24 protein-coding genes are annotated in these 23276 nt (G+C 71.7%); 21 read left to right on the forward strand and 3 right to left on the reverse strand.

The genetic code is table 11. The annotated features are described in order from the left end of the window. Positions 1–4 precede the first annotated feature (4 nt). From ACWEF6_RS00750 to ACWEF6_RS00760, 3 genes are read left to right on the forward strand one after another with little or no spacing between them, the layout of a single operon-like run. Complete coding sequence (locus tag ACWEF6_RS00750) at positions 5–2848, forward strand: ATP-binding protein (RefSeq protein ID WP_449680937.1); 2844 nt, start codon at positions 5–7, stop codon at positions 2846–2848. Continuing rightward, positions 2845–3123 carry a hypothetical protein gene (locus ACWEF6_RS00755; protein ID WP_449680938.1) on the forward strand — a complete coding sequence of 93 codons (279 nt, stop codon included), beginning with the start codon at positions 2845–2847 and terminating at the stop codon, positions 3121–3123. Before ACWEF6_RS00750 ends, ACWEF6_RS00755 begins: the two co-directional genes overlap by 4 nt. After that, complete coding sequence (locus ACWEF6_RS00760) at positions 3120–4943, forward strand: hypothetical protein (RefSeq protein ID WP_449680939.1); 1824 nt, start codon at positions 3120–3122, stop codon at positions 4941–4943. The genes ACWEF6_RS00755 and ACWEF6_RS00760 overlap by 4 nt, the downstream gene beginning before the upstream one ends. Here ACWEF6_RS00760 and ACWEF6_RS00765 read toward each other — a convergent pair whose 3' ends face one another. Next, positions 4944–5507, reverse strand: a complete 564-nt coding sequence (locus ACWEF6_RS00765; RefSeq protein WP_449681031.1) for a helix-turn-helix domain-containing protein — start codon at positions 5505–5507, stop codon at positions 4944–4946. Positions 5508–5576: 69 nt separating this feature from the next. Here ACWEF6_RS00765 and ACWEF6_RS00770 point away from each other — a divergent pair, with 69 nt between their 5' ends. From ACWEF6_RS00770 to ACWEF6_RS00790, 5 genes are all read left to right on the forward strand, one after another. Next, on the forward strand, positions 5577–6266 hold the full coding sequence (locus ACWEF6_RS00770) for an AzlC family ABC transporter permease (protein ID WP_449680940.1): 690 nt from the start codon (positions 5577–5579) through the stop codon (positions 6264–6266). Beyond that, a complete protein-coding gene (locus tag ACWEF6_RS00775) occupies positions 6266–6586 on the forward strand; it encodes an AzlD domain-containing protein (protein ID WP_449680941.1) in 321 nt (106 codons plus the stop codon). Before ACWEF6_RS00770 ends, ACWEF6_RS00775 begins: the two co-directional genes overlap by 1 nt. Before the next feature lie 411 nt (positions 6587–6997). Further along, positions 6998–7615: a pyridoxal 5'-phosphate synthase glutaminase subunit PdxT gene (pdxT, locus tag ACWEF6_RS00780; RefSeq protein ID WP_449680942.1), complete on the forward strand. Its 618-nt coding sequence runs from the start codon at positions 6998–7000 to the stop codon at positions 7613–7615. A gap of 41 nt (positions 7616–7656) precedes the next feature. Next, the gene (locus ACWEF6_RS00785) at positions 7657–8412 is read left to right on the forward strand and encodes a YebC/PmpR family DNA-binding transcriptional regulator (protein ID WP_003077329.1); all 756 of its coding nucleotides are present in this window, start codon (positions 7657–7659) and stop codon (positions 8410–8412) included. 86 nt (positions 8413–8498) lie between these two features. Next, a complete protein-coding gene (locus ACWEF6_RS00790; RefSeq protein WP_449680943.1) occupies positions 8499–9050 on the forward strand; it encodes a DUF4262 domain-containing protein in 552 nt (183 codons plus the stop codon). Here ACWEF6_RS00790 and ACWEF6_RS00795 read toward each other — a convergent pair. Then, positions 9047–9487 carry a cupin domain-containing protein gene (locus ACWEF6_RS00795; protein WP_449680944.1) on the reverse strand — a complete coding sequence of 147 codons (441 nt, stop codon included), beginning with the start codon at positions 9485–9487 and terminating at the stop codon, positions 9047–9049. The genes ACWEF6_RS00790 and ACWEF6_RS00795 overlap by 4 nt on opposite strands. Positions 9488–9560: 73 nt before the next feature. Between ACWEF6_RS00795 and ruvC the strand changes: the two genes are divergently transcribed. The 8 genes from ruvC to ACWEF6_RS00835 all read left to right on the forward strand — a co-directional run bounded on the left by ruvC (position 9561) and on the right by ACWEF6_RS00835 (position 18698). After that, on the forward strand, positions 9561–10154 hold the full coding sequence (gene ruvC / locus ACWEF6_RS00800; protein WP_449681032.1) for a crossover junction endodeoxyribonuclease RuvC: 594 nt from the start codon (positions 9561–9563) through the stop codon (positions 10152–10154). Further along, on the forward strand, positions 10151–10747 hold the full coding sequence (gene ruvA, locus ACWEF6_RS00805) for a Holliday junction branch migration protein RuvA (RefSeq protein WP_449680945.1): 597 nt from the start codon (positions 10151–10153) through the stop codon (positions 10745–10747). The genes ruvC and ruvA overlap by 4 nt, the downstream gene beginning before the upstream one ends. Positions 10748–10755: 8 nt before the next feature. Continuing rightward, positions 10756–11823 (forward strand): Holliday junction branch migration DNA helicase RuvB, encoded by a 1068-nt coding sequence (ruvB, locus tag ACWEF6_RS00810; RefSeq protein ID WP_310970428.1) that lies wholly within the window; start codon positions 10756–10758, stop codon positions 11821–11823. 120 nt (positions 11824–11943) lie between these two features. Then, entirely contained in the window at positions 11944–12354 is a 411-nt protein-coding gene (gene yajC / locus ACWEF6_RS00815; RefSeq protein ID WP_449680946.1) for a preprotein translocase subunit YajC, read from the forward strand. 217 nt (positions 12355–12571) lie between these two features. Then, positions 12572–14374, forward strand: coding sequence for a protein translocase subunit SecD (gene secD / locus ACWEF6_RS00820; protein WP_449680947.1), 1803 nt, complete (start codon positions 12572–12574; stop codon positions 14372–14374). A gap of 1 nt (position 14375) precedes the next feature. Next, positions 14376–15590 (forward strand): protein translocase subunit SecF, encoded by a 1215-nt coding sequence (gene secF, locus ACWEF6_RS00825; RefSeq protein WP_449680948.1) that lies wholly within the window; start codon positions 14376–14378, stop codon positions 15588–15590. Position 15591: 1 nt separating this feature from the next. Then, entirely contained in the window at positions 15592–16110 is a 519-nt protein-coding gene (locus ACWEF6_RS00830; RefSeq protein ID WP_449680949.1) for an adenine phosphoribosyltransferase, read from the forward strand. Positions 16111–16343: 233 nt separating this feature from the next. Next, on the forward strand, positions 16344–18698 hold the full coding sequence (locus ACWEF6_RS00835) for a RelA/SpoT family protein (RefSeq protein WP_176177440.1): 2355 nt from the start codon (positions 16344–16346) through the stop codon (positions 18696–18698). Here ACWEF6_RS00835 and ACWEF6_RS00840 read toward each other — a convergent pair. Beyond that, positions 18674–19960 (reverse strand): amidohydrolase family protein, encoded by a 1287-nt coding sequence (locus ACWEF6_RS00840; RefSeq protein WP_449680950.1) that lies wholly within the window; start codon positions 19958–19960, stop codon positions 18674–18676. The genes ACWEF6_RS00835 and ACWEF6_RS00840 overlap by 25 nt on opposite strands. Positions 19961–20009: 49 nt before the next feature. Between ACWEF6_RS00840 and ACWEF6_RS00845 the strand changes: the two genes are divergently transcribed. The 5 genes from ACWEF6_RS00845 to ACWEF6_RS00865 all read left to right on the forward strand — a co-directional run bounded on the left by ACWEF6_RS00845 (position 20010) and on the right by ACWEF6_RS00865 (position 23261). Next, entirely contained in the window at positions 20010–20447 is a 438-nt protein-coding gene (locus ACWEF6_RS00845) for a MarR family winged helix-turn-helix transcriptional regulator (protein WP_449680951.1), read from the forward strand. A 64-nt stretch (positions 20448–20511) separates the two neighbouring features. After that, on the forward strand, positions 20512–20706 hold the full coding sequence (locus ACWEF6_RS00850) for a hypothetical protein (protein WP_449680952.1): 195 nt from the start codon (positions 20512–20514) through the stop codon (positions 20704–20706). Between the two features lie 81 nt (positions 20707–20787). After that, the gene (locus tag ACWEF6_RS00855; RefSeq protein WP_449680953.1) at positions 20788–21144 is read left to right on the forward strand and encodes a helix-turn-helix domain-containing protein; all 357 of its coding nucleotides are present in this window, start codon (positions 20788–20790) and stop codon (positions 21142–21144) included. A 120-nt stretch (positions 21145–21264) separates the two neighbouring features. Beyond that, positions 21265–22920 (forward strand): hypothetical protein, encoded by a 1656-nt coding sequence (locus tag ACWEF6_RS00860; protein ID WP_449680954.1) that lies wholly within the window; start codon positions 21265–21267, stop codon positions 22918–22920. Then, positions 22920–23261 carry a hypothetical protein gene (locus ACWEF6_RS00865; protein WP_449680955.1) on the forward strand — a complete coding sequence of 114 codons (342 nt, stop codon included), beginning with the start codon at positions 22920–22922 and terminating at the stop codon, positions 23259–23261. The genes ACWEF6_RS00860 and ACWEF6_RS00865 overlap by 1 nt, the downstream gene beginning before the upstream one ends. Positions 23262–23276 lie beyond the last annotated feature (15 nt).

The raw sequence follows: 23276 nt of genomic DNA on the forward strand, positions 1-23276 counted from the left end.
CGCCGTGCTGGAGGGGTTCGCGTTCCACGACCTGCTGGCCATCCCGCGCGGCGACGACTTCGCGGCGGGGTCGGACCGGCCCGACGAGACCGGCGGGCGCTCGCCGGCGCAGCTGTTCGCCGCGCTGTCCGCAGCGCACGCCGACCTGCGGTTCCGTGGCCCGGACGCGGCCTTCGCCGTGGCGTGGGAGCGTCCGGAGGGCAGCCGGGCGCTGCGCGTCCTGGTCGGGGGCCGGCCGCACTCTCCGGTGGCGCGCGCGAAGGAGGACGGCGTCGTTCCGGTGCTGTACCCGCCGGGTGGGCTCGGCCGGGCGGCGGACACCGCGGAAATCGCGCGGCGGTGGGCGGCGCTGCCGTCCTGGACCCGCTGCACGGGCGGCTCCGATCCACTGTGGACACCCCAGTCCGGTGCCGAAGCGCCCGGCCGGGGCGGCTTCGACGACTACGTCGCCCACATGCCCGGCGCGTTCGCCTGGCTGGTCGTGGCGGAACCGGTGGGTGCCGAGGCGATCGAACGCGAGCTGCTCGGGCTGGAGACCACGATGCCGCGGCTGCGGCAGCGGGAGAACTCCGAGCCCGACCGGATCGCCCTGCTGCGCGCGGAAGGCCGCTTCCGTGAGCTCTCGCGTGCCCAGCCGGCGGGCCTGTGGAGCGTGCACGTGCTGGTCGGTGGCCCGGACGAGGCGGCGACCCGCGCGGCGGCCGCGTTGCTGTGCAGCGCCAGCGACCTCGACGCACTGCCGTACGTGCTGACGCCGGGCACCGACTGCGCCGGGTTCGCCGAAGTGTGGGACAAGCCCGTCGAAAACGGCGCCCTGAGTTCGCCGTTCCGGGCGACCGGCGAGCTCGTCGCGGCGGTCGCGCGGCCGCCGCGGCGGGAGCTGCCGGGCATCCGGATGACCGAGCCGCCATTGTTCGATGTCACGCCCGAGTACACCGGTGACGTCCCGCTGGGCACGGTGCTCGACGACGCCGACCGGCCGGTCGGGGAGTTCGGCGTCGCGCTGGACACGCTCAACCGGCACACGTTCGTCGCCGGGGCCACCGGTTCGGGCAAGTCCCAGACCGTGCGGCACCTCCTGGAAGGACTGCACCGCGCCGGGGTGCCGTGGCTGGTGATCGAGCCCGCGAAGGCCGAGTACGCGGCGATGGCGGGCCGGCTGGGCGCCGACGGCCTGGTGACGGTGATCCGGCCCGGCGACCCGGCGGCCTACCCCGGCGGGCTCAACCCGCTCGAGCCCGTCGAAGGCTTCCCGCTGCAGACGCACCTGGACCTCGTCCGCGCGCTGTTCCTGGCCGCCTTCGACGCCGACGAGCCGTTTCCGCAGGTCCTGGCGCAGGCGCTGACCCGGTGCTACGCCGACCAGGGCTGGGACACCGTGACCGGGCAGGTGCGCGGACGCGTCGGCCCGGTGAAGTACCCGAGCCTCGGCGACCTGCAGGCGACCGCGATCGAGGTGGTCAAGGGCATCGGCTACGGCAAGGAGGTCGCCGACAACGTCCGCGGCTTCGTCGACGTCCGGATCGGCTCGCTGCGGCTGGGCACGCCGGGCCGGTTCTTCGAGGGCGGGCACCCCCTGGACGTGGCGGCCCTGCTGCGGGGCAACGTCGTGCTGGAGATCGAGGACATCGGCTCCGACGCCGATAAGGCGTTCTTCATCGGGGCGGTGCTGATCCGGCTGTTCGAGCACCTGCGCGTCCACCACCGGCACGGCGCACGCGGGCTGAAGCACGTCCTGGTGCTGGAGGAGGCGCACCGGCTGCTGAAGCGCGCCGAGCCGGGCAGCCCGGCCGAGCACGCGGTGGAGCTGTTCACGTCGCTGCTGGCGGAGATCCGCGCGTACGGCGAAGGGATCGTCGTCGCCGAACAGATCCCGGGCAAGATCGTGCCGGACGTCATCAAGAACACCGCGTGCAAGATCCTGCACCGCCTGCCCGCCGAGGACGACCGGCTGGCGGTCGGCGCGACGATGAACCTGAGCGAGGCCCAGTCCCGCCACGTCGTGACGTTGCCGCCGGGCCGGGCCGCGGTGTTCACCGACGGCATGGACCGGCCCCTGCGGCTGCGGATGCCGCTGAACGAAGGCGCCGAGGACACCGCACGGGTGTCGAAGTCGCCACCCGTGGTCGCGCGCCGGAGTGCCGCATGTGGACGGTTGTGCGCAGCCTCGCCGTGCACGCTGGGCCGGATCAGCGAAGCCGCGCACCGGGCGGACGCCGACCCGAAGCTGGTGCTGTGGCTGGAATTGCTGACGGTCGCGCACATCACCGGCCGCCGGGCTCCCGAACCGGACCGGGGCTGGCTCGCCTCGCTGCGGCGTTCGTTCGACGAGCAGACACTGGAATGCGCGGTGGCCCACCGCATCCAGGCCGCGGTGGACGCACGCTACGCGGGCATCGCGGAGTACAACGCACCCGGCGAGTTCGTCGCGCACCTGGCGGCCAGTGCCACGCGCACGCTGAACGGCGAGCCGGGGTGCGCGTTCCCGGAAGTCCGGTGGCAGGCGGGCACTTACCGCTGGTTCGACGTCAAGAGGGCGTTGAAACCCCGGGAGGGCCGGGACGACACACCGCACCCGGCAACGGAATCGTGGGCGGCGCGCGGCCTGGTGCTGGAGGGCCGCACCCGCGCCGAGCAGCTGGCCGAGCTGCTCGACCGCCCCGAATGCTGGCGCGACGACGACCCGACGGTGCTCGGCACGGTACGGCCGACGCCGATCGACACGGCGGTCCGGAAGCTCAGCCGGGAACCGGACCCGGGCAAGCGGCTGCTGCACGCGGCGGGGTTCTTGAACCTGCCCAACAGCTGGGCGGCGGCGGTGCTCAAGCTGGGAGGGGGCGCGCGGTGAAGGAAACCGGCGAAGTCTCCGGCGCGTCCGACGAACCGGACGAAGTGAGGCCGGCCGAGGGCATGCAGGAGGCCGACGACGAAGAGCTCGAGGCCCGGGAGGACGTCCGCGCCGACGTCGCGGTGGAGGTCGCGAACACGGTGGGCGGCGAGATCGCGGCCGCGATCACCCCGGTGGCGCGGGACCTTTACGAGAACCGAGAGCATTGGAAGATCCAGGCGGACGCGGCGCTCGCGAAGATCGAGCGCAAGTTCGGCAAGAAGAGTGAAGAATGAACGAGACGAGCGAAGCGCCGGAGAGTCCTGAAGGTTCCGAGGGGGCCGAGGGTTCCGAAGCCGACGACCCGGGCCAGGGCGCCGAGGAGCCGGAATCGGCCGACCGGAGCGGCCCACAGGAAGCCGACGACGAGACGGAGTCGGACGACCCACCCCCACCGGACCAGGCGGACGACGCCGACAACCCACCGGCGGCCGATCACGGGCAGGACGGCGAGCCTCCCGGCACGGGACCCCAGGAAGCCGACGACCCGGACGACAGCGAGGTTCCTTCCGCGCAAGGGGAGGAGACCGGCGACGCGGAGGCCGAGGAGCCCGAGGCCGCAGAGCCCGAGGCGGCGGAGGCCGGAGAGCCTGAGGCGGCGGAGACCGGAGAGTCTGAGGCGGCGGAGTCGGAGGCTGCGGAGACCGAGGCCGCAGAAGTTGAGGCGGCAGAGAACGAGGCTGCCGAGAACGAGGCTGCGGAGACCGAGGCCGCGGAGACTGAGGCGGCCGAGACTGAGGCCGCGGAATCTGAGGCGGCCGAGACTGAGGCCGCGGAATCTGAGGCGGCCGAGACTGAGGCCGCGGAGACTGAGGCTGCGGAGACTGAGGCTGCGGAGACCGAGGCCGCGGAGACCGAGGCCGCGGAGACCGAGGCCGCGGAGACCGAGGCCGCGGAGACTGAGGCCGCGGAGACTGAGGCCGCGGAGGCTGAGGCCGCGGAGGCTGAGGCTGCCGAGGCGGAGTCTGAGGCGGCGGAGACCGACGACGCCCAGGCCGACGACACGGAAACCGGCGCGGATGACGCGGCTCGAAACGATGCCGAGAACCCCGACTCGGCCGATAACCAGCCGCCGCCTGAGGATGATGAGCTCGAGTTGGAGCTGAAGCCGCGGGGGCCGGGGTGGGAAGGCAACTGGTCGTCCCCTGAGGCGAAGCCTCAGAGCGAGCAGGCCGCCGCGCCGCAGGAAAGCGTGGTCGCCACTGAGACCGACGCGAGCGGTCAGGCTGCCGAGCAGCAGACTGAGAGCCAGGCCGAGCAAAGCGAGCGCCCAGCCGAGCGTGGCGACGAGGCAGCCGAACGGCAGAACGAGCGTCGCGACGAAGCCACCGTGCGCCAGAACGAAGCGGCCGAGAGCCAAAACGAGCGTCTCGACGAAGCAGCCGAGAGCCAGAACGAAGCAGCCGAACGTCAGAACGAAGCGGCCGAGCGTCAGAACGAAGCGGCCGAGCAACAAGCCGAGCGTGGCGATCAACCCTCCGAAACCGAGGCCGCCGAGCAGCGGGAACCCGAAGCCCTCAACCCCTTCAGCGGCGAATTCGACCCCGAGACCGGCGAACTGGCCCTCGACCGCGACGCCCCGGACAAGCCCGAGCAGGCCCCGCGCGAGCACGAAGCCGGCGACGCCGCCGCCGGTCCGTGGAACACGGACTTCGACGACAGCGAGGTCGTCGCCCGGTACGACGACAAGGACGGCTGGGAGGTCGGCCCCGATACGCCCGCCGAGCGTGAACAGCGGATGGAGGACCTCGCCGAGAAGCTCAAGGGTGAACAGACGGTCGCCGAGAAGCTCGCCGAAGACGGTGCCGATCTCGCCGAGCCCGGCGTCAAGCTCTGGGAGGCCGCGCAAGCCAAGAACGAAGCCAAGGCGGAGCCCGCGCACGAGCACACCGTGACCACCGAGGACCACCCGCACTTCGAGCCGGCCGAGTCGCAGGCTTCCACGCCGGACATGATCGGCTCCGTCGCCATGACCGGGGTGGCGCTCGCGGCCATGGCGCGGCAGTGGCTCGCCGATCGGCGGGGCGGTGCGGCCGCCCCCGACGAGGACGACTGACTAGATGTACTCGGAGATCTCGACGCCGTACGTCCCCGGCTCGAGGGCTTCGAAGATGTGCGGGACGTCGCCCGGATACGAAATGTAGTCGCCGGGGTTCAGCTCCTCCGGGGCCTCCTGCACGCCCACCCGGGCGCGGCCCGCGCACAGCACGATGTGCTCCATCACGCCCGTCATGTGCGGATCGGACCTCCGCGGCGTGCCGGGTTCCGCTCGGATGAGGTACATGTCCCGTCGCGCGGCCGGGGGACAGGCCGACAGCAGCGTGCACGCGTAGTCGGCGTGCTCGGCGAACACCGTCGGCCCCTTGCCCGCGCGGATGACGCGGACTTTGGGCCGTTCGGGCTCGACCAGCCGGGAGAACGGGACGTCGAGGGCGACGCCGAGCGCCCACAGCGTCTCGACGCTGGGGTTGCCGGTGCCGGACTCGAGCTGGGACAGCGTCGACTTGGCCAGGCCGGCGCGGCGCGCGACCTCCGTCAGGGACAAGCCCGCGCGGGTCCGTTCGCGGCGCAAGGACGCCGCGATGATCTCCAGGGGCGCGCCCGTCGTTTCCTGCGACATTGCTGTTCGCTCCATCGGTCGTTATGTTCGCCTTGACGAACGCGAGGGCCTGTGTTCACTATAGAACACATGCGTTCGATATGGCGAACACTCGATCGGGCCCTCGCCCGTGACATCGGCCTGGTCTGTCTCGCCGATTGTCTCGTGGGGGTTTCCTACGGCGCCATCGCGGTGAGCTCCGGCTTCCCGCTGTGGCTGCCGATGCTGATGTCGCTGCTGGTCTTCGCGGGGGCGTCGCAGTTCATGTTCATCGGGATCGTGGCCGCGGGCGGCAACCCGTTCGCGGCCGTGCTGGCCGGCCTGCTGGCCAACGCGCGGCACCTGCCGTTCGGCTTCGCCGTCGGCGACGTCGTCGGGGAGCGCTGGGCCCGGCTGCTCGGCAGTCACCTGATGAGTGACGAGACGGTCGCGTTCGCCATGGCCCAGGACGAGGCCCGGCGCCGCCGCGCGGCGTACTGGGCCTGCGGACTGGGGATCTTCGTGTTCTGGAACGCCGGCGTGCTGGCCGGCGCGTTCGCGGGGACGGCGATCAGCGACACGAGCGTGTTCGGCCTCGACGCGGCCTTCCCGGCGGTGCTGCTGGCCCTGGTCCTGCCGTCGCTGCGGGACCGCGCGGCACGGCTGCCGGTGCTGATCGGGGTGGTCGTCGCGCTGGCCGCGACGCCGTTCCTGCCGGCCGGGCTGCCGGTGCTGCTCGCGCTGGCGGGCGTCGTGGTGGGGGCACTGGCGAAGGAGCCGGAACTGCAGGAGGTGGGCTGATGGACGGGGTGGAACTGCTGGTCGGCACGGTCGTGCTGGCGCTGGGGACGTTCGCGTTCCGGTTCGCCGGCCCGGTGCTGCGCAGCCGGGTGAAGCTGTCGCCGCGGGCAGAGAGGTTGATGGCGCTGGCGGCGGTGGTGCTGCTGGCGGCGCTGGTCGCGGTGAGCGCGCTGACGGAGGGCCACGGCTTCGCGGGCTTCGCGCGGCCGGCGGGGGTGCTGGTGGCGGGGGTGCTGGCGTGGCGGAAGGCGCCGTTCGTGGTGGTCGTGGTCGCCGCCGCGGCGACGGCGGCCCTGCTGAGGCTGGCCGGCGTCCCCTGACGGCGCCGCGCCGGACCGGGCCTGAGGTGCCAGGCCGGGCCTGAGGTGCTGGGTCTGAGGTGCCGGACCGGGCCTGACGTGCCGGGCCTGACGTGCCGGGCCTGAGGTGCCAGGCCCGATGTGTCGGGCCCGGCGTGCCGGGGCCCGGCCTGGCGTGAGGGGGAAGGCAGCAAGCGTGCTCGGGTGGGCGTCAAGCGTGCTCGGGTGGGCATCACGTGCTCGGAGGGGCATCGCACTAATGTCGAGCGAGAGCCGGGCCCGCGGGGGCGCCCCCCGTTTTCCACGCTACCGGACGCCACCGACAGTTTTGGGCCCTGCCGGCGCGGGGGTGGCCGCGGAGCGGGGCTGACCTGCCGCGAAGGGGCCAAGCCGGTGCGTCTAGGCTGGTGGGAAGGTCTTTCGGGAGGTCGGGTGTCGTCGGAACCGCTCATCGGTGTGCTCGCCATGCAAGGTGCCGTGCGGGAGCACGTCGCCATGCTGGCCGAAGCGGGCGCGCGGGCCGTGCCCGTGCGGCGGGCCGCCGAGCTGTCCGAAGTGGACGGTCTGGTGCTGCCCGGCGGCGAGTCCACCACGATGTCGCGGCTGCTGGAGAGCTTCGAACTGCTGGCACCCCTCAAGGCGCGGATCGCCGACGGGCTGCCCGCCTTCGGGTCCTGCGCCGGGATGATCCTGCTGGCGCGGCAGACCCTCGACGGGCGGCCCGACCAGCAGCAGCTCGGCGGGCTCGACGTCGTCGTGCGGCGGAACGCCTTCGGCAGGCAGGTCGACTCCTTCGAGGCCGACCTGGACTTCGCCGGGGTCGAGGGGGACGTCCACGCCGTCTTCATCCGGGCTCCCTGGGTCGAGAAGGCCGGTGACGGCGTCGAGGTGCTGGCCACCGTCAGCGGTGTGCCCGGCGTCGGCGAGGACACCGCTAGGATCGTCGCGGTCCGGCAGGGGGCGGTGCTGGCGACCGCGTTCCACCCGGAACTCACGCCCGACGTGCGGGTGCACCGGCTGTTCGTCGACCTCGTGCGAAAGGCTGCCTGAGACGCGGTGCCCGGCCGGGGTACGGAACAGATGGAGGAGAGATGAGCGGCCACTCCAAGTGGGCCACCACGAAGCACAAGAAGGCCAACCTCGACGCGAAGCGCGGCAAGCTCTTCGCGCGGTTGATCAAGAACATCGAGGTGGCCGCCCGCACGGGCACCGGTGGTGGCGACCCGGACGGCAACCCCACGCTCTACGACGCCATCCAGAAGGCGAAGAAGAACTCGGTCCCGCAGGACAACATCGAGCGCGCCCGCAAGCGCGGCGCCGGTGAAGAGGCCGGCGGCGCCGACTGGCAGACCATCACCTACGAGGGTTACGGCCCGAACGGGGTCGCCGTCCTGATCGAGTGCCTCACCGACAACCGCAACCGCGCCGCGTCGGAGGTCCGGACCGCGCTGACCCGCAACGGCGGCTCACTCGCCGACCCGGGCTCGGTGGCCTACCTGTTCAACCGCAAGGGCGTCGTGCTGATGCCCAAGGACACCGCCGCGGAAGACGATGTCCTCATGGCGGTCCTCGACGCCGGTGCCGAAGAGGTCAACGACCTCGGCGAGAGCTTCGAAATCGTCTCCGAGGCGACCGATCTGGTGCCGGTCCGCAAGGCGCTGCAGGACGCCGGCTTCGAATACGAGTCGGCCGACCTGACCTTCCTGCCCTCGGTGAGCGTTCCGCTCGACGCCGACGGCGCCAAGAAGGTCTTCAAGCTGATCGACGCCCTCGAAGACTGCGACGATGTCCAGAACGTCTACGCCAACTTCGACGTCTCCGACGAGGTGCTCGCCGAAGTCGGCTGAGTTTTCCCTTGCTGCACACCGCTTTCGGGCCCGGGCCGGAAACTTTCCGGCCCGGGCCCTGTGTTCCCGGGGATTCGTCAGGCACAATGTGCGCCGTGACCTCGACGACCCCCGCCGCTGCCGCCGACATCACCGCCGAACTGTCCGCGGAAGAACTGCGCCTCATCGAATGGATCGAGGAGCAGGCGAAGGAACGCGGCAACGCCGTCATCAACGTCGCCTCGGACGACGAAGGCGCCGGCTACTCCTTCACGGCTTGCGCCTGGGCGCTGCACAACGTGCCGGAGGCGGTCGTGGTCGGGCTGCCCGGCCAGATGGGGCAGGTGCTGCTCGACGCCTACGTCGACCGCGCGGCCAACGGCGAGATCTTCGAGGTCGGCAAGCGCTACGACGACTTCTTCGAAGGCGTCCCGGTCGTCCTCGAGCGGGTCAACAAGGGGCACTACCCCGAGTACTTCGGCACGGCGTTCCTCATCTACCCGGACGGCGACTTCCCGGCGCTGCAGCTGATCGTCGCGACGCCGGAGGGCAAGTTCCCCTGGCACCCGGACGCGCCCGAGGGCTTCGCGCGGTGGCAGCCGGTGCTCACCGAAAGCGGTGACCCCGAGAGCTGGACCCCCGGGGTCGACGGCCCCTAGAACTTCCCCAGGTCGGCGGCCGCTTCCGGGTACTGCAGCGCCAGGTCCGCGGCGGCCGCGAACTCGACGCAGTCGTCCGTGTACGGCGGCACCACGACCGTGCCCAGCAGGCTCCACTCGCCGCCCGTGACCGTGGCCTGCCACGTCCCGGCGGGCACGACGACCTGCGGGCGTTCGCCGGCGGCGACGTCGGTGCCCAGCACCGGCCGTTCGACCGAGCCGTCCGGGTGCAGCAGCAGCATCCGCGCGGGCGCCCCCGCGTGGTGCACCCAGATCTCCACGCGGTCCAGCCGGTGCGGCGCGGAGCGTTCGGGCGCGACGAGCAGGTAGTAGATCGCCGAGCCGGACTCCGCCCGCCAGCTCTGCGCCCACTGCCCCCCTTCCACGGGCAGGGGCTGCAGCCCCAGGTGGGTGACGAAATCCGAGGGCTCCGGCATGTCACCCATCCTGCCGCAGACGCGCCCAGTAGCCTGCAAGCTCGAACTGGTGTTCGCGGCAGGAGGAATGCGGGTGCGGGTGCTCGGGGTCGACCCCGGTCTGACCAGGTGCGGCCTGGGGGTGGTCGACGGCGGCAAGGGCCGGGCCGTCCGCTGCGTCGCCGTCGACGTCGTGCGGACACCGGCCGATGCCGATCTGGCCCACCGCCTGCTCGGCATCTCCGACGAGGTCGAGCGCTGGATGGACAGGTACAAGCCGGCCGCGGTGGCCGTCGAACGCGTCTTCGCCCAGCACAACGTCCGGACCGCGATGGGCACCGCGCAAGCGGGCGGGGTGGTCGCCCTGGCCGCCGCGCGCCGGGGCCTGCCGGTCGTCTTCCACACGCCCAGCGAGGTGAAGGCCGCGGTCAGCGGGTCCGGCCGGGCCGACAAAGCCCAGGTCACCGCCATGGTGATGCGGCTGCTGAACCTCGAGGTCGCGCCGAAGCCCGCGGACGCCGCGGACGCCCTCGCCCTGGCCATTTGCCACCTCTGGCGCGAGCCGATGCGGGCCCGGCTCGCCGAAGCCGAAGCCCGCGCGGCCGAAATGGCCCGCACGCACAAAGCCCGCCTCGCCGCGGCGGCGAAGCAGGCGAACCAAGCCAAGAACCCTGGAGCAACACGATGATCTCGTCGGTACGCGGAGAAGTCCTGTCGGTCGGTCTCGACCACGTCGTGGTCGAGGTCGGCGGGGTCGGCTTCGCCGTGCAGGCCACCCCGGCGACGCTGGCGACCCTGCGCCGCGGCGAGGAGGCCCGCCTGCACACCGCGCTGGTCGTGCGCGAGGACTCGCTGACGCTGTTCGGGTTCGCCGACGCCGACGCGCGCGAGCTGTTCGGGCTGCTGCAGACGGTGTCCGGCATCGGGCCGCGGCTCGCGCTGGCCACCCTCGCCGTGCTGGACCCGGACAAGCTGCGGGCCGCGCTGGTCGAAGGCAACATCACCGTGCTCACCTCGGTCCCGGGCATCGGCCGCAAGGGCGCCGAACGGCTCACCCTCGAACTGCGCGACAAGGTCACCGCCCTCGGCGGCACCGGCGACGCGCCCGCCGCCACCGCCCCCGGCGCCCTGCGCGCCGAGGTCGTCGAGGCACTGGCCGGGCTCGGCTTCCCGGCCAAGCAGGCCGAGCAGGCCGTCGACAAGGTCCTCGCCGACGGTGACGGCCACACGACCGCCAGCGTCCTGCGCGCCGCCCTGACCACCCTCGGCCGGAAGCGGTAGGCCCGGCCGTGGAGTATGAAGCTGTGGAAGAGGACGAGGCCCTCTCGGCGTGGGCGCAGACCGGCGACCGCGACGTCGAGGGCACCCTGCGGCCGCGCAAGCTCGACGAGTTCGTCGGCCAGCCGCGCGTGCGCGAACAGCTGGAGCTGGTGCTGGAGAGCGCCCGCCGCCGCGGCGTGCCGCCCGACCACGTGCTGCTGTCCGGCCCGCCCGGGCTGGGCAAGACGTCGATGGCGATGATCGTCGCCGCCGAGCTCGGCGCGGCCATCCGGATCACCTCCGGCCCGGCCCTGGAACGCGCCGGCGACCTCGCCGCGATGCTGTCCAACCTGGCGCCCGGCGACGTCCTGTTCATCGACGAGATCCACCGCATCGCCCGCCCCGCCGAGGAGATGCTCTACCTGGCGATGGAGGACTTCCGGGTCGACGTCGTGGTCGGCAAGGGCCCCGGCGCCACCAGCATCCCCCTGGAGATCGCGCCGTTCACGCTGGTCGGGGCGACCACCCGGTCCGGCTCGCTGACCGGCCCGCTGCGCGACCGGTTCGGCTTCACCGGCCAGATGGAGTTCTACACCGACGCCGAGCTGGAGCTGGTCGTGCGCCGGGCCGCGACGATCCTCGACATCCCGATCGACCGCGACGGCTGCGCCGAGATCGCTGGCCGCTCGCGGGGCACGCCCCGGATCGCGAACCGGCTGCTGCGGCGCGTCCGCGACTACGCCGAGGTCCGCGCCGACGGCAAGGTGACCCGCGACGTCGCCCGCGCCGCGCTGGCCGTCTACGACGTCGACGAGCTGGGCCTCGACCGCCTCGACCGGGCCGTGCTCACCGCCCTGACCAGGTCTTTCGGTGGCGGGCCGGTGGGCATCTCGACGCTCGCGGTGGCCGTGGGGGAGGAGGCGACCACCGTCGAAGAGGTGTGCGAGCCCTACCTCGTGCGCGCCGGTATGCTCGCCCGCACCCCGCGTGGCCGCGTCGCGACCGCGTCCGCGTGGGAACACCTCGGCATGGTGCCGCCCGCGGACCTCCCGGGGCGCCCGGACCAGGGCGGGCCGTCGCTGTTCGAGCAGGACTGAGCGGCCCGTACCGGCGGGTGGGTGCTGGCGTCCGCGCTGGTACCTGGCACACTTGACCGGAGCACATACCCAAAAACCGGACATTTCGGCTGGGCCCGGGTGTTCGTCGAACGGAGAATCATGCAACAGCTATTGCTGCCCCTGCTGCTCGTGCTCGTCCTCGCCGTGCCGCTGGTGATGAGCACGCGCAAGCAGAAGAAGCAGCAGGCGGCGCAGCAGGAACTGCAGAGCAGCCTGGCGCCCGGTGACCGCGTGATGACCACCTCGGGTCTCTACGGCACCGTCGCCGACGCCTCCGGTGACACCACGATCGACATCGAGATCGCGCCCGGTGTCGTCACCACCTGGCTGCGGCTGGCCGTCCGCGAGAAGGTCGAGCCGGTCGTCGAGACCGACGAGGACGTGCTCGACGAGGTCGAGGAGACTCCCGCCGAGGAGCCGAAGAGCATCGAGTCGACCTCCGGTGTCAAGGCCGACGAGCCGCAGACCACCGCCCAGGTGGCGCCGCCGCTGGAGCACGGCAAGAAGTAAGCCCCCGCGGCACCCCTGGGCCGGGCCGGACTCCCGACGAAAGTCGGTACGGCCTCGCACGCCGGGCTCACGCAGCACCGAGTAGTGTCTCGGTGCTGCGTGCGTGTCCGCCGTCATACCCGTGCCCGGGAGTGAATCGCACACAGTCCCTCCCGGTAACCCTCCGGGCGGGCACCGCAACTTTGGGGTCCACCCCGTCCGAGGAGACCGAAGCACCGTGGCAGCTTCAGCCGGGCATCTCCGCCCGGGACGCTATCTCGCCCTGTTCGCCCTGATCGTGATCGTCTTGTACGCGCTGGTGTTCCTCACCGGCAACCACAAGCCGACCCCGAAGCTGGGCATCGACCTGCAGGGCGGCACCCGGGTCACGCTCACCGCCCGCACCCCCGACGGCGGCCAGCCGACCCGGGAGTCCCTGAACCAGGCGCGCCAGATCATCGAGCGCCGCGTCAACGGGATCGGCGTCAGCGGCACCGAGGTCCTCCTCGACGGCAACAACGTCGTCATCACGGTCCCGGGCGAGCAGGGCGACCAGGCGAAGAACCTGGGCAAGACCGCGAAGCTGGGCTTCCGGAAGGTCGTCTCCGCCGCCACCCAGCCGGTGGTGCCGCCGCAGACGAACACCCCGCCGCCCGCCACGGGCACCCCGACCTCGGGCGCGCCGACGCCGACCGCGGGCGCGACGGGCACCAAGCCCCCGACCACCACGGCGAGCGCGCCGCCCACCACCGCGACCGGCGGTGGCGGTGCCGCGGGTGCCCTCGCCCAGCAGCAGAGCACGACGCCGGCCGCACCGAGCAGCAGCACCCCGCCGCCCACGTCGTCGGCTCCGGCCCCGGCGCCTTCGGACGGCTCGGTCGACGCGGAGACGGCCAAGGAGATCCAGGCCGCCAAGGCCCTCCGGCAGAACCCGCAGCTGATCGGCGCCGACGGCCAGCCGAACCAGGAGCTCGTCTCGCAGGCGATGGCGTCGCTGACCTGCGCGCCGAACGCCAAGGACGCCCTCGAAGGCAACGACGACCCGAAGCTGCCGCTGGTCGCCTGCGGTGACCACAACACCTACAAGTACCTGCTGGAGCCGGAGTTCCTGCCCGGCACCGAGATCGCCGACTCGACCTCGGGCTACGACCAGCAGCGCGGCCAGTGGGTGGTGAACCTCAGCTTCAAGAGCGAGGGCACCAAGATCTGGGCGGACTTCACCTCGAAGAACACCGGCCAGCAGGCGGCGTTCGTGCTCGACACGCAGGTCGTGTCCGCGCCGAACATCCAGGTGGCCATCCTCGACGGCAACACCCAGATCACCGGCAAGTTCACCCAGACCGAGGCGAAAGACCTCTCGGACATCCTCAAGTACGGCTCGCTGCCGCTGTCGTTCGCGTCCTCGGACGCGACCACGGTGTCGGCGACCCTCGGCCTGGCCTCGCTGGAGGCGGGCCTGATCGCCGGCGGCATCGGCCTGCTGGTGGTCTTCATCTACTGCCTGTTCTACTACCGGCTGCTCGGCGTGCTCACCATCCTGTCGCTGGCCCTGTCCGGCGCGCTGGTGTTCGCGGTGCTGATCCTGCTCGGCCGCTGGATCGGCTACACGCTCGACCTCGCGGGCATCGCCGGCCTGATCATCGCCATCGGGATCACGGCGGACTCGTTCGTCATCTACTTCGAACGGCTCAAGGACGAAATCCGGGAGGGCCGGACGTTCCGGTCCGCGGTGCCGCGCGGCTGGGTCCGCGCCCGGCGCACCATCCTGGCCTCGGACGCGGTGAGCTTCCTGGCCGCGGCGATCCTGTACGTCATCGCGGTCGGCGACGTCCAGGGCTTCGCGTTCACCCTCGGCATGTCGACGGTGCTCGACCTGGTGGTCGTGTACCTGGTGACGCACCCGCTGGTGGCCATGGTGTCCACGTCCAAGAACAGTTTCCTGTCCAATCCGAGGCACCTGGGCCTCGGCGCCGTGCAGCAAGTGGGTTCGCAGCGTAAGAAGTCGACCTCGGTCGGCCGCGCGAACGTGAAGGAGGCCTGACGTGGGGGTCGAAGAACTGGGTACGGACGCCGAGGGCAACGCCAAGGCGACGGTGAAACCCGGCCAGAAGGAAAGCGTCTTCCACCGGCTGTACGTCGGCACGGGTGCGTTCGACGTCGTCGGCAAGCGCAAGCGCTGGTACATCTTCTTCGCGGGGCTGGTGCTGGTGTGCCTCGCCTCGATGATCTTCCGCGGCTTCAACCTCGGCATCGAGTTCGAGGGCGGCACGCAGCTCCAGATGCCCGCGAACGGCATCCACGGCGTGATCACCGAGGAGCAGGCGAAGGAGTCGTTCCAGAAGGCTCTCGGCCGCCCGGCCGCGGAGGCGCAGAAGGTCGGCACCGGCAACGCGGCGACCATCCAGATCCGCACCGACACGCTGAACGCGGCCGACGTCGCCAAGCTGAAGCAGGGCCTGTTCACCGACCTGGGCCCGAAGGGCAGCAACGGCCAGCCCAGCGTCCAGGCGATCAGCGACAGCGCGGTGAGCGCGTCCTGGGGTGGTGAGATCTCGCAGAAGGCGCTGATCGCGCTCGGCGTGTTCCTCGTCGCGGTGGTCATCTTCCTGGCCGTCTACTTCGACGGGCGGATGGCCCTGGCGGCGCTGATCTCGCTGCTGCACGACATCCTGGTCACCGCGGGTGTGTACTCGCTGGTCGGCTTCGAGGTCACCCCGGCGACCGTGATCGGCCTGCTGACCATCCTCGGGTTCTCGCTGTACGACACGGTGGTGGTGTTCGACAAGGTCCGGGAGAACACGCGCGGCCTGCTCGGGCTGACCCGCCGCACGTACGGCGAAGCGGCGAACCTCGCGCTGAACCAGACCCTGATGCGCTCGTTCAACACGGCGTTCATCGCACTGCTGCCGATCCTCGGCCTGCTGATCGTCGGGTACGTGCTGCTCGGCTCGGGCACGCTGCAGGACCTGGCGCTGGTGCAGCTCACCGGTACCCTCGTCGGCGTCCTGTCGTCGGTCGCGCTGGCGACGCCGCTGCTGGTCGACTTCAAGATGCGCGACCCGAAGTACGCGCAGCAGGCCGAGCGGGTCCGCCAGCGCCGGGCCAGCCAGGAGCGCAAGGCGGCGGGCGAGGACTTCGACGCCTCGGACGACGACGCGCTGGCCAAGGAACTGCGCAAGGAGAAGGCGTACGCGGCCGCGGCCAGCGTCCCCGCCCGGATCCAGAAGCAGCGCCCGGCCGGGAAGCGGAAGCGCTGACGTGCAGCTCGACGACGCCCTCGGCCTGATCGCCGAGGTGCCGGACTTCCCCGAGCCCGGCGTCCTGTTCCGCGACCTGAGTCCGCTCTTCGCGGACGCGGGTGCGTTCAAGGCGGTCACCGACGCGCTGGCGGAAACGCTGGCGCCCGGTGTCGAGGCGCTCGCGGGTGTGGAAGCCCGCGGGTTCCTCCTCGCCGCGGCCGTCGGGTACGCCCGCGGCCTCGGCGTGGTGCTGATCCGCAAGCCGGGCAAGCTGCCGGCGGTGGCCGGCCGCGTGGACTACGCCCTGGAGTACGGCACGGCGACGGTCGAGCTCCCGGTCGGCGTGGTCCGCCCGGGCCAGCGCATCGCGATCCTCGACGACGTCCTGGCCACGGGCGGCACGGTCGCGGCCACCGGCAAGCTCCTGGAGGACGCGGGCGCGGTGGTCGACAGCGTCTCCGTGGTCCTCGAACTGGCCGCCCTGGGCGGCCGCCAGGTCCTCGGAGACCGCAAGGTCCACGCCCTCCAGACCTGCTGAACTCGTCACCCGCGTGATCGGACCCGGATCTCGTGTGATTGAAGCCGGAACTCGCGAGTTCCGGCTTCAATCACGTCAGTGACGGCCCGGATCACGTGAGTCACGGTCTGAATCACGTGAGTTCCGGCTGGTGACGGGCCCCACATCCCCCTGAACGGGCGCACCCGACAGGGCTGCGAGGCGCAGCGGCTACCCTGGTGGTCCGAAGGCCGCACGAGCAGCAGGAGGTGCGGGTGAGCCAGGAGCTCGACGCCGCGGTGCCCGCGAAGCAGGGCGCCCAGCAGAACGGGCAGGCGGCGGCACAGCCCGCGCCGCCGAAGCCGAACGGCGCGGCGCCGAACCCGTCCGCCACCCGGCGGGTCCGGGCGCGCCTCGCCCGGCGGATCACCGCCCAGCGCGCCGCCCCGGTCAAGCAGGTCCTCGAACCCCTGGCCGTCATCCACCGCGAGCTGCACCCCAACGCCGACCTCGGCCTGCTCCAGCGTGCCTACGACGTCGCCGAGGAGCTCCACCGCAACCAGCGGCGCAAGTCCGGCGACCCGTACATCACCCACCCCCTCGCCGTCGCCACCATCCTCGCCGAGCTGGGCATGGACACCACCACGCTCGTCGCGGCCCTCCTGCACGACACGGTCGAGGACACCGGCTACGCCGTCGAAAGCCTCAAGGCCGACTTCGGCGAGAAGGTCGCCGAGCTCGTCGACGGCGTCACGAAGCTGGACAAGGTGCAGCTCGGCTCGTCCGCCGAGGCCGAGACCATCCGCAAGATGGTCATCGCGATGGCCAAGGACCCCCGCGTGCTGGTCATCAAGCTCGCCGACCGGCTGCACAACATGCGCACCATGCGCTTCCTGCCGCCGGAGAAGCAGGCCCGCAAGGCCCGCGAGACCCTCGAAGTCCTCGCGCCGCTGGCTCACCGCCTCGGCATGGCCACGGTCAAGTGGGAGCTGGAGGACCTCGCGTTCGCCATCCTGCAGCCGAAGAAGTACGACGAGATCGTCCGCCTGGTCGCCGACCGCGCCCCCTCGCGCGACATCTACCTGCGCTCGGTCATCACGGACCTGACCAGCAACCTCGTCTCGTCACGCATCACCGCGAAGGTCGAGGGCCGGCCGAAGCACTACTACTCGATCCACCAGAAGATGATCGTCCGCGGCCGCGACCTGGACGACATCCACGACCTGGTCGGCGTCCGGATCCTGGTCGAGGACGTCCGTGACTGCTACGCGGCCATGGGTGTCGTGCACGCGCTGTGGCAGCCGGTGCCCGGCCGGTTCAAGGACTACATCGCGCAGCCCCGCTTCGGCGTCTACCAGTCGCTGCACACGACGGTCATCGGCCCGGACGGCAAGCCCCTCGAGGTGCAGATCCGCACCTACGAGATGCACCGCACGGCGGAGTACGGCATCGCCGCGCACTGGCGCTACAAGGAAACCAAAGGCACGCACACCGGCAACGCGATGGACGTCGACGAGATGGCGTGGATGCGCCAGCTCCTCGACTGGCAGCGCGAGGCCGCGGACCCGGGCGACTTCCTCGAATCCCTGCGCTACGAGCTGGCCGCGCGCGAAATCTTCGTGTTCACGCCGAAGGGCGACGTCATCACGCTGCCGGTCGACTCGACGCCGGTCGACTTCGCCTACGCCGTGCACACCGAGGTCGGCCACCGCTGCATCGGCGCCCGCGTCAACGGCCGCCTGGTCGCGCTGGAACGCAAGCTGGAAAACGGCGAAGTCGTCGAGATCTTCACGTCGAAGGCGGAAAACGCGGGTCCCAGCAGGGACTGGCTGCAGTTCGCCGGCTCGCCGAAGGCCCGCGCCAAGATCCGGCAGTGGTTCGCCAAGGAACGCCGCGACGAGGCCATCGAGGGCGGCAAGGAAGCCATCACCAAGGAGATCCGCAAGGTCGGTCTGCCGATCCAGCGGCTGGTCTCCGCGGAGTCCATGGGCGCGGTGGCGACCGAGTTGCGCCACGCCGACATCTCGTCGCTGTACGCGGCGGTCGGCGAGGGCCACACGAGCGCGAAGCACGTCGTCCAGAGGCTGGTGGCGCTGATCGGCGGCGTCGACGCGGCGGAAGAGGAGCTCGCCGAACGCGCGACGCCGTCCACGGTGACCCGGCGCCGCGGCTCCAACGACGTCGGCGTGGTGGTCAAGGGTGCCAGCGACGTCTGGGCGAAGCTCGCCCGCTGCTGTACCCCGGTGCCGGGCGACGAGATCCTCGGGTTCGTCACGCGCGGCGGCGGTGTCTCGGTGCACCGCACCGACTGCACGAACGCGGGTGACCTGCAGTCCCAGCCCGAGCGGCTGGTCGAGGTCGAGTGGGCGCCCTCGGCGTCGTCGGTGTTCCTGGTGGCCATCCAGGTCGAGGCGCTCGACCGGCACCGCCTGCTGTCGGACGTCACCAAGGTGCTGGCCGACGAGAAGGTCAACATCCTCTCCGCGTCGGTGACCACGTCCCGGGACCGGGTCGCGGTCAGCCGCTTCTCGTTCGAGATGGGCGACCCCAAGCACCTCGGTCACGTCCTCAAGGTGGTCCGCGGCGTGGAGGGCGTCTACGACGTCTACCGCGTGACGTCGGCTTCCTGAGGCTGCCACGACCCGTCGACGGCGATGCCCGCGGCCGCGGCGATGCGGTCGCGGGACTCGAGGAGCCGTGCGCGCAGGGCCGGGAGGTCCAGGCCGAGCAGCTTGCCGTGGCGCTTGACCGCCTTCCCGGCGACGAAGACGCTGTCGACCAGGCCGGGATGCCCGGCGGTGACGAGCGTGCCGGCGACGTCGCCGACGGGGAAGACCGCGGGATCCTCGGCGTCGAGCAGGATCAGGTCGGCGTCCTTGCCGACGGTGAGGCTGCCGGTCCGGGCGCCGAGCCCGCACGCCCGCGCACCGTCCACAGTGGCGAATCCGAGGAGATCCCGTGGCGTGACGGCCCGGTCCACCGCGAGGGCCGTGCGCATGGCGCCGAACATGTCCCCGCCGGCCGACGGGCAGTCGTCGATCGACAGCGAGGTGCGGAGCCCGGCGGCCAGCGCCCGGCCGGTGATCGGCGGGGCGAAACCCATCTTCAGCTCGACGTCCGGGCTGACCGACACCGAGCCACCCGCGTCGGCGAGCATCGCCAGCTGGTCGTCGGAGAGGCCGTTGCCGTGCACGACGGTCGTGCGGTCGTCGAGCAGGCCGCGCGCGTGCATCCCGGCGATCGGCCGGTCGCCCCGCGGCCAGCCGGCGGTGCCGTGAACGTGCATGCTCACGGGTAGCGCAAGTTCCCGCGCCAACGCGACATCCGCGGCGGTTTCGTCCATTGTGGACATCACGGGACCGCGTAGCCCCAGCGCCATTTCGTCGCCGGGTAGTAGCGCTCGCACCCGCCGGATCTCCGGCTCGATGTCCGGGCCCGCGGCGCCGTAACAGAAGATCGAGCGGCCGGGGGCGTCCCGCAGGCCCTGGATCGCGGCGTCGGCGTTCTCGGGCCGATCGGCGCGGTGGAACCAGTCGAGCAGGGTCGTGACGCCCGAGTTCAGCGCTTCGATCCGGCCGAGCAGGTTGCCGAGGTGGACGTCTTCGGGGCGGTAGTGCGGGCCGAGCGTGCTGTGCATGGCGACGCGGTACTGGCCGAACGTCCAGCGGGCGCCGAGGCCGCGGAACGCGGTCTGCCAGGTGTGCCGGTGGGTGTCCACGAAGCCGGGCAGGACGATCTTGCCCGCGGCGTCGACGACTTCGGCCCCGGCCGCGTCGAGGTCCGGGGCGACCGCGGCGATCCGGCCGTCTTCGATGAGCACGTCACCGCGGGGCAGGTCGCCGATCGCCGGATCCATGCTGACCACCAGGCCGCCGCGCACGAGTGTCTTCACGAGTGTCCTCCCAGGAGTTGATACGTCAACTCTAGCTTAGACTCGACCCATGGCGGACATGAGCCCCGAGGACTGGGCCTTCTGGGAGACCTGGATGCGCGCGCACCGCCTGCTGGTCGGCGAACTCGACCGCGGCCTGCAACGCGACTGCGGCATCTCGAAGGCCGAGTTCAGCGTGCTGAGGACGTTGCGGCACCCGATGCGCGTCGGCGAGCTCGCCGACGAACTCGCCTGGGAGAAGAGCCGGGTGGCGCACCTGCTGACCCGCATGGAGAAGCGCGGCCTGGTGACCCGGACCGAGTCGGGGGCCGGCGGCCGGCGCACCGGGATCGAGCTGACCGCCGAGGGCCACCGCCTGGCCGCCCGCGCCACCCGGGCGCACGGCGCGAACGTCCGGCAGCACGTCCTCGACCGGCTCACCCTGGACCAGGCCGCGGCCATCCGGTCCTGGAGCGAGGAGCTGATCGAGCGCGTCGGCCAGGTTTAGAAGAGCACGGCGACCAGCGCCCAGCCTCACAACTTTCGCGAGCTGGCCTGGGGCGGAGTCCCGGATGTCACAGCGTCCGGTGCCGGTGGCGCGCCTGTCCGCACTGCCGCGCCGGGCCGCCGAGCGCAGCGGCCGGCTCGCCGACGTCTGGCGGCCGCTGGGGCCCGGTCACGAACTGCTCATCGTCTTCCGCGTTGACGGCATGTCGTGGGGCGCGGCCGGCGCGGCGAGTTCAGCGACCGCGAGGTCGAGTTCCTGACGTCGGTCGCGCCGGCCTTGGCGGCGGCGACGCAGGTGGCCGCGCGCCCGCGCGACGCCGGCGCGGGCCGAACCGGCGATCGTGGTCGTCGGGCCGGACGGCGAACACCGGGCGGCGACCGGGACCTTCCGCGCCCGGGTGCGCGACGCCCGCGGCGGGTGGATCGTGCTGCACGCCAGCCGGTTGGTGGCGGGGGAGGACGACGGCGAGACGGTCGTGACCGTCGACCGCGCTTCGGGTGCCGTGCTGCTCGCCGCGTACGGCCTGACCGCGCGGGAGCGCGACGTCTGCCGTGAGGTGCTGGCCGGACTGTCCACAACGGACATCGCGGCCCGGCTCGCGATCGCGGCCCACACGGTGCAGGACCACCTCAAGTCGGTGATCGGCAAAGTCGGCGTCCGCAGCCGTGGGGAACTGACCGCGAAGCTGCTGTCCTGACCATTCCCACCGGAAGCCGTCGAACGACGATTTCGGCACTGTTGCCCGAAATGCGGTGCCGCCGCCCGCACCTGCATGATACCTTCCGCAAATTGCGGGCGCCGGGGACAAGGGGGCGGCATGGCCGACGACACCACGCGTTACCTCTGTGCGGCGTCCTACCTCGATCCCGCCTACAGCCGGCGGGCCATCACCGAGTTCCTCGTCGAGCCCACCCGCCCGGTGCCGCCGTCGCCGGGTCTCGACGCCGGCCGCGTGCTCACCGAGGCGGTGCGCGCCCGGGCCCGCCGCAAGAACTACGACGGCCTGCTGGTGGTGCTGATGATCGTGGTCATCGGGCTGCTGTGGGACAACCCGCTGCTCTACGGCTGGATCGTGCTGTCGCTGCTGCTCGTCGCCGCGCGGGCGGGGAAGAGCGCCTACGCGCTGGAGAAGACGCTCAACCCGAAAACGCTGGTCGTGATCGGCGTCGCGATCGTCGTGGCGTGGCTGCTGCTGTCCTATTCGGACGAAATCTTCGACTCGGGCAGCAGCCGGTACTCCTCGCGCTACGACCAAGACGTCGAGTTCGGGGACTCGTCCGGCGGCGACACCGCCCGGACCGTCATCGGCATCGTGCTCGCGGTGGTCGTGTGCGTGGCGGTGACGATCGAGCGCTGGTCCCTGTGGAACCTGCTGACGACGCGCTTCAAGCGGTTCGCCGGAGCCACCGGCGGCGGCAGCCTCACCGGGCTGCTCACCGAGGACTTCCGCGGTCAGCTCGCCCGCTACCAGGGCAGCACCGGGACCGACGGGGCACCGGGCGCGCCGCTGGTGGTCTACCGCGGGTACAACCCGTTCGTGGGCGCCGGTTTCCGCCGTGACGCCTGGTCCATGGCGATCCCGCTGGAGCGGGTCGAAGACGCCGAAGGCCGGCCGGAGCTCACCACCGAAGCCCTTTACGACGGGATCCGCGCGGCGATCGCGGACCTGCGCCACGCCAGCGCGCTGTCGCCGGACCACCGGCTCGGCGGGCTGACGGTGACCGAGGCGGTGTTCACCCCGGCCACCGAGCTCGTCGACCACCTCGGCGAGCCGGAAGCCGCCGCCTACCTGCCGGACATCGAGCACCCGCCGCACACCCGGCTCGGCGCGGCCGACGTCGCCCGGCTGCGCACGGAGCCGAAGGAGTGGGCGCGCTACTACCTGTCGTTCCAGGTGGAGACCTGGGACCGGGACCTGGTGCTCACGACGTTCCTGCACGTCGCGGTGGACGACACGACGCTGTACGTCGAGTGGACGCCCTACATGCTGCCGCCGATCCGGGCCGAGTACCGCGTGGTGGACAAGATGCGGCCGGACTCGCTGCGCCCGCTCGGCCAGGGCCTGCTGGCCTGGCTGGAGATGCCGGCGAGCCTGCCGGGCCGGATCCTGAACCTCGCGTCGTGGATCCGGCAGCCCAAGCGCGAGCCCGGCGTCGTGGACCCGGATCGCTACGGCGCCGCGAGCTCGTTGCGCGAACTCGCTTCGGTGAACCTGTTCGCCGACTACTTCCAGCTCGTCGACATCACGCGCTACGAGAAGATCATCGAAAGCCGCCTCCTCCCGGCGATCGGCAAGCTCCTCGAAGACGCGGGCTTCTCGACGGCGAAGTTCGACGAGCAGGCCTCGGTCGTGATCAACAACGACATCACCATCCGCGGTGACAACCGCGGGCCGATCACGCAGACCGGGGTGCGCACCCCGCGCCCCCGCCCGCCCGCGAACCCCGGCCGCCCGGCCAGGACGGAGACCTGATGGGCCACCGCATCTCGAACAAGGTCAGCATCGGCGGCGACAACTCGGGCAAGATCACCCAGACCGGCATCGAAGCCGGCGGCGCCGAAGAGGCGGTCTCGTCCCTGGCCGCCCTGGTGGAGCGACTGGCGGCCGAGGTGCGCGGCGGCGGGCTGGCCAAGCAGGAGATCCTGGAGGACACGCTCACCGACCTGGCCGCCGACCTGCGCGCGGGCGAGGCCGCGGAGCCGGCGGTGGTGCGCAGCCGGTGGGAGAAGGTCAAGGGGCTGCTGGGCGGGGTGGTGCAGTTTTCGGAGCTGGTGGCGAAGATCTCCGACCAGGTGCAGAAGATCTTCGGTTAGCGGGGCTTTCGCCGG

The organism is Amycolatopsis sp. NPDC004772 (genome assembly GCF_053601215.1).